Genomic DNA, 4,418 nt, shown 5'->3' with positions numbered 1-4,418 from the left:
AAAACTGAAGCAGCATCCGCGCAAGAACAAAACGGACCATCAACATCGAATACATGAAAGCCAGCATCCGTGCCAAGGTGGAGCACCCGTTTCGCATCATCAAGCGGCAGTTCGGCTTCGTGAAAGCCAGATACAGGGGGCTGCTGAAAAACGATAACCAACTGGCGATGTTATTCACCCTGGCCAACCTGTTTCGGGTGGACCAAATGATACGTCAGTGGGAGAGATCTCAGTAAAAACCGGAAATAACGCCAGAAATGGTGGAAAAAATAGCCTAAATAGGCTGATTCGATGTGTTTGCGGGAAAAAAATCGGCCCAGATCCGCGAAATTTTAATCAGCGAGTCAGCTTGGGAAGAAATGACCTGCTTATTCGCACCTTCCCCAGCAATGCGGAGGCTGTCTGATGGCTAAAGATTCAAAGGTTGTATACGGGGCCAGCGGCAAAACGAACGTTTTAACGTTCGAACCTGAAAGCCTGCATCTGGTCACCGACAAAACTCACCCGCTTTACGATGAACGGGTCCACCTTCCTATCGACGAAGGGATGGTTCTTAACATCAAGGAGCTGGGTGTACTGGAGCCGATTATCGTCTGGAAAGACCCAGAATCAGGGCTTACCTGCGTAGTTGTTGGCCGTCAGCGCGTAAAGCATACCCTGGAGGCAAATAAGCTTCTTTTGAAAGAGGGCAAAGAACCCCTGCTTGTTCCTGGGGTCGTTAAGCGCGGATCAGCAAATCAGATGGCTAAATACATGGTCAGCGAAAACGAAATTCGCCGACCTGATACACCGCTTGGCCGTGCTAAAAAAATGTCAGACCAGCTCGACCGCGGGCTCGATGAGGACGACATTGCGGTGTTGTTTGGCTGCAGCGTTCAGACCGTTCGTGCAACGCTGTCTCTCCTCGATGCTACTCAGGCCGTCAGGGAAGCGGTGGAATCTGGAACAGTAACCGTTACCCAAGCCCGCCAGCTTGGCACGCTTCCCCCGGAAGAGCAGCGGGAAAAAGTTAAAGAGATTGAATCTGCGACCGCTGGGACTACCGGCCATGAAAAAGCCCGTCGCCAGCGACAGATCCTCGGTGATGCAAAGCCTCGCCTGAAAACCCGCAAAGAAATCACAAAAGCCCTGGAATCTGCCGAGGGTGAGTATGCAAGCGCACTTCGTTGGGTGCTTGGGGAGGAATCATTATGAGCAAAATAGGCGATCATTTCTTTGAATTTCCGGCGTCGCGTGGAACTCAGGGGGGATTCAATTGTCCTGATGCTGACAGTACCTGCGCGGACACTAACGCGAGTCCTCGCCAGCGATAACTACGGCGATACCCTTGATCGATCTCAGCGAGAACTGAACCCCGCCAGGGCGAAAAAGTTTTATCAGTATCTCGTTGAAGCATACGAGAACAAGGAACCATTCATTATTCCGCCGCTTGTAGGTAACTGCGACTCGTATGTTGAATTCGAAGAGTTCGGAAACACTAATGTTGGGGTGGCCCGTTTTCCGATGGATGCAGAGATTAAATTGTTTGATGGTCAACATCGCGCAGCAGGGATTGCGGAGTATTGCCGCACCATTGGTGAGACGCTCCATGTGCCGATGATGCTTACTCTCCAGTTGCCACTGAAAACGCGGCAGCAGTTTTTCTCGGACATTAACAACAATGTTTCGAAACCGTCTGCGGCTATCAACATGGCCTATAACGGGCGCGATAAGAACGCGCAGGAGATGGTCAGCTTTATAAGTTCACACGACGTCTTTTCAGAAATAACAGATTTTGAACATAACGTCGTTTCCGCTAAAAGCGATAAGTGGGTGAGCTTCAAGGCCCTTAGTGATGCCACCGCAAAATTTTCAGATTCCTGCTCGCAGGATGATCTTGAAGGATTATGGAATGCATGGCTTATGCTGACAGGCTTAGATGATATTCGCCGCGGTACGAATCAGGCCGAATATAAACGCGAGTATATCCAGTTCCATGCTGTGATGATCAACGCCTTCGGCTACGCAGTGCAGAGATTAAGCGAAGGTCGGGGAGTTCGCGGGGTCACGCTGATGATTGAGGACCTGGTAATGAATACCGGCATTGCCGAGCGCGAAGATTTTTTCCTCATTTCATCTTGGGATGGAATTTGTGCCAGCTGTGAGAAAGCCAGGCCAACGGTCATTGCGAATGTATCTGTTCAAAAGGCGGCTGCAACACGTCTGATGGATGCCATCGTGAATAAAAACTTGTCTGTTAGTCGTGGTAAGGAGGCCAGCCATGACTGATATCACCGAACTGGCGCAGCGGAACGAGTTGCTGATTGCAAACGGGCAGCAGACAGCCGACCTGCTACGCCACCTGGCAGATAACGAAATTGATTCTGACTATTTTGCCGTTGTGTCGGAGTGCGAAAGCTACGGGAAAGAAACTGACGCTGAGCTCTCAATCACGGAGTTTGCCCTCCGTGCCGCTGGCTACGTTGATGCGCTGGTAGAGGCGCTGGAGAAGGCGCAGCAGGTGCCAGTTATGCCATTAGGACTTCACCCGGATACGCAGAAGTTGGTGACCGACTTCTGCACTGCCCTGGCAGAGAAGCTGTACAAGGCCCAACTAAAATACGGCTACGACGCGGACTGGAAACAGGATGGGTGGCCAAGTCAATGCCAGGCGCACTTTCACCAGCATATCGCCAAAGGTGATCCGCGCGACGTTGCCGCTTATTGCGCTTTCATGTGGTGGCACGGCTGGAGCACTAAGCCTGCTGAAGGCCTGGAATCCCGCACCGTCACTGTGAAGCTGCCGGACTATAGGAATACTTACAAATCCCCATTAGCTGATGAAGTTGAGCATCAAGTGCGATTGGCGCTTGAGTTGTTCTCGTCCGCCGCTGGCATCAAGGTGGAGGCTGAGTAGATGAAACCTGCAAATTTTGCCCCTGTGTACTGCGCACTTTACCCGGCACTGGCGGAGATAGCCCGCAAGCACGGTTACGCAATGGCTATTCACGGAACGATGGCGCGTGACTTTGACCTTATTTGTATCCCGTGGGTAGAGACTCCATCAAAACCTGAAGAAGTCGTGGCAGAAATCACCGCGACGTATGCGACTACCGATATCACCAATCCTGGCTACAAGCATCACGGTCGCCTGGCCTATTCCGTCTGCTTTGGGTTTGGTGAGTTCTTTGCTGACCTGTCGTTTATGCCTGTTATCGAAGGAGCCAACCAATGACCAGCAAATTAACCAGAGAGCGGACACAGCAAATCATTGATGCCGCCGACGCAGTTATTTCAGCATTGGCGGGCACTAACGACGAAGTTCACAAAGACGACACCGATAAGATGATTCATTTGTGGGATGACCTGAACGACCGATATGCGCCACCTGAAGTGGTCAGGGAACTGGCTCGCATGGCGCTGGCCTCAATGGACAGAGACAAGGTACGCAACGAGCACGCCAAGTGGTCACAGGCTACGTTCGGAGTTGTCGGCCCGGTAGGTCCGCTGAAGCACCTCAGCAAAGAAGCACTGGAAGCCGCTGAACAGCCCGGCGACCTGTCAGAATGGGCTGATATGCAGTTCCTGCTGTGGGACGCTCAGCGCCGGGCTGGCATCACTGATGATCAGATTACCCAGGCGATGATCGATAAGCTGGCGGTAAACAAGCAGCGTTCATGGCCGGAGCCAAAAGACGGGGAACCAAGGCTGCACATCAAAGAACAACCTCGTAAAAAAGTAGACCGCTGTGATGTTTGTACTGAAGGGGCTCGCGGTGGGTGTGGAACATGTATTTTTAACGGTAATTTTGAATGAGGTGCTTATGACTTCTACAGACTTTATGGAAGAGAAAGAAGTATTCGAATTACTAGGAAAGAAAAAAACAGCTGTATGGCGTTTACGCAAAGATCATGGTTTTCCGAACCCAGTTCTAACATACCCTACTCGCTACAGTAGAAAGGCAGTTACCCGCTGGATAGATGAAGGTGGGATAAATAAAAATCAGTAGTAAACTGAGTGCAACGCTTAAGGAAGGTGCGAATAAGCAGGTCATTTCTTCCCAAGCTGACTCGCTGATTAAAATTTCGCGGATCTGGGCCGATTTTTTTCCCGCAAACACATCGAATCAGCCTATTTAGGCTATTTTTTCCACCATTTCTGGCGTTATTTCCGGTTTTTACTGAGATCTCTCCCACTGACGTATCATTTGGTCCACCCGAAACAGGTTGGCCAGGGTGAATAACATCGCCAGTTGGTTATCGTTTTTCAGCAGCCCCCTGTATCTGGCTTTCACGAAGCCGAACTGCCGCTTGATGATGCGAAACGGGTGCTCCACCTTGGCACGGATGCTGGCTTTCATGTATTCGATGTTGATGGCCGTTTTGTCTTGCGCGGATGCTGCTTCAAGGTTTTTACCCNGCCGGGACGCTCGGCGATCA

General features: G+C 51.1%; 6 protein-coding genes and 4 pseudogenes. 8 read left to right on the top strand and 2 right to left on the bottom strand.

The features are described 5' to 3' along the window. From HMPREF1024_RS04185 to HMPREF1024_RS29330, 8 genes and pseudogenes are all read left to right on the top strand, one after another. A pseudogene (locus tag HMPREF1024_RS04185) lies at nucleotides 1–236 on the top strand (transposase); the annotation flags it as partial. Next, nucleotides 218–406 carry a hypothetical protein gene (locus tag HMPREF1024_RS32125; protein ID WP_323740345.1) on the top strand — a complete coding sequence of 63 codons (189 nt, stop codon included), beginning with the start codon at nucleotides 218–220 and terminating at the stop codon, nucleotides 404–406. The pseudogene HMPREF1024_RS04185 and the gene HMPREF1024_RS32125, both read left to right, overlap by 19 nt. Next, nucleotides 406–1,194, top strand: coding sequence for a ParB/RepB/Spo0J family partition protein (locus tag HMPREF1024_RS04190; protein WP_009309610.1), 789 nt, complete (start codon nucleotides 406–408; stop codon nucleotides 1,192–1,194). Before HMPREF1024_RS32125 ends, HMPREF1024_RS04190 begins: the two co-directional genes overlap by 1 nt. Continuing rightward, nucleotides 1,191–2,268: pseudogene (locus HMPREF1024_RS04195) on the top strand (DGQHR domain-containing protein). The gene HMPREF1024_RS04190 and the pseudogene HMPREF1024_RS04195 overlap by 4 nt, the downstream one beginning before the upstream one ends. After that, nucleotides 2,261–2,896 carry a hypothetical protein gene (locus tag HMPREF1024_RS32120; protein ID WP_009309608.1) on the top strand — a complete coding sequence of 212 codons (636 nt, stop codon included), beginning with the start codon at nucleotides 2,261–2,263 and terminating at the stop codon, nucleotides 2,894–2,896. The pseudogene HMPREF1024_RS04195 and the gene HMPREF1024_RS32120 overlap by 8 nt, the downstream one beginning before the upstream one ends. Then, complete coding sequence (locus HMPREF1024_RS04205; protein WP_009309607.1) at nucleotides 2,897–3,214, top strand: hypothetical protein; 318 nt, start codon at nucleotides 2,897–2,899, stop codon at nucleotides 3,212–3,214. Nucleotides 3,215–3,411: 197 nt separating this feature from the next. Continuing rightward, nucleotides 3,412–3,708, top strand: a pseudogene (locus HMPREF1024_RS31845) (DUF550 domain-containing protein); the annotation flags it as partial. Nucleotides 3,709–3,802: 94 nt separating this feature from the next. Continuing rightward, nucleotides 3,803–3,988 carry an AlpA family transcriptional regulator gene (locus HMPREF1024_RS29330; RefSeq protein ID WP_077251099.1) on the top strand — a complete coding sequence of 62 codons (186 nt, stop codon included), beginning with the start codon at nucleotides 3,803–3,805 and terminating at the stop codon, nucleotides 3,986–3,988. Here the strand turns inward: HMPREF1024_RS29330 and HMPREF1024_RS32115 are convergent. Then, entirely contained in the window at nucleotides 3,945–4,175 is a 231-nt protein-coding gene (locus tag HMPREF1024_RS32115; RefSeq protein ID WP_323740344.1) for a hypothetical protein, read from the bottom strand. The genes HMPREF1024_RS29330 and HMPREF1024_RS32115 overlap by 44 nt on opposite strands. Beyond that, nucleotides 4,157–4,418: pseudogene (locus HMPREF1024_RS29320) on the bottom strand (transposase); the annotation flags it as partial. The pseudogene HMPREF1024_RS29320 and the gene HMPREF1024_RS32115, both read right to left, overlap by 19 nt.

It is taken from the genome of Klebsiella sp. 4_1_44FAA, assembly GCF_000238715.1.
In the GTDB taxonomy this organism is placed as follows: domain Bacteria; phylum Pseudomonadota; class Gammaproteobacteria; order Enterobacterales; family Enterobacteriaceae; genus Klebsiella; species Klebsiella pneumoniae.
This window is presented reverse-complemented; position numbering and strand designations above follow the sequence as displayed.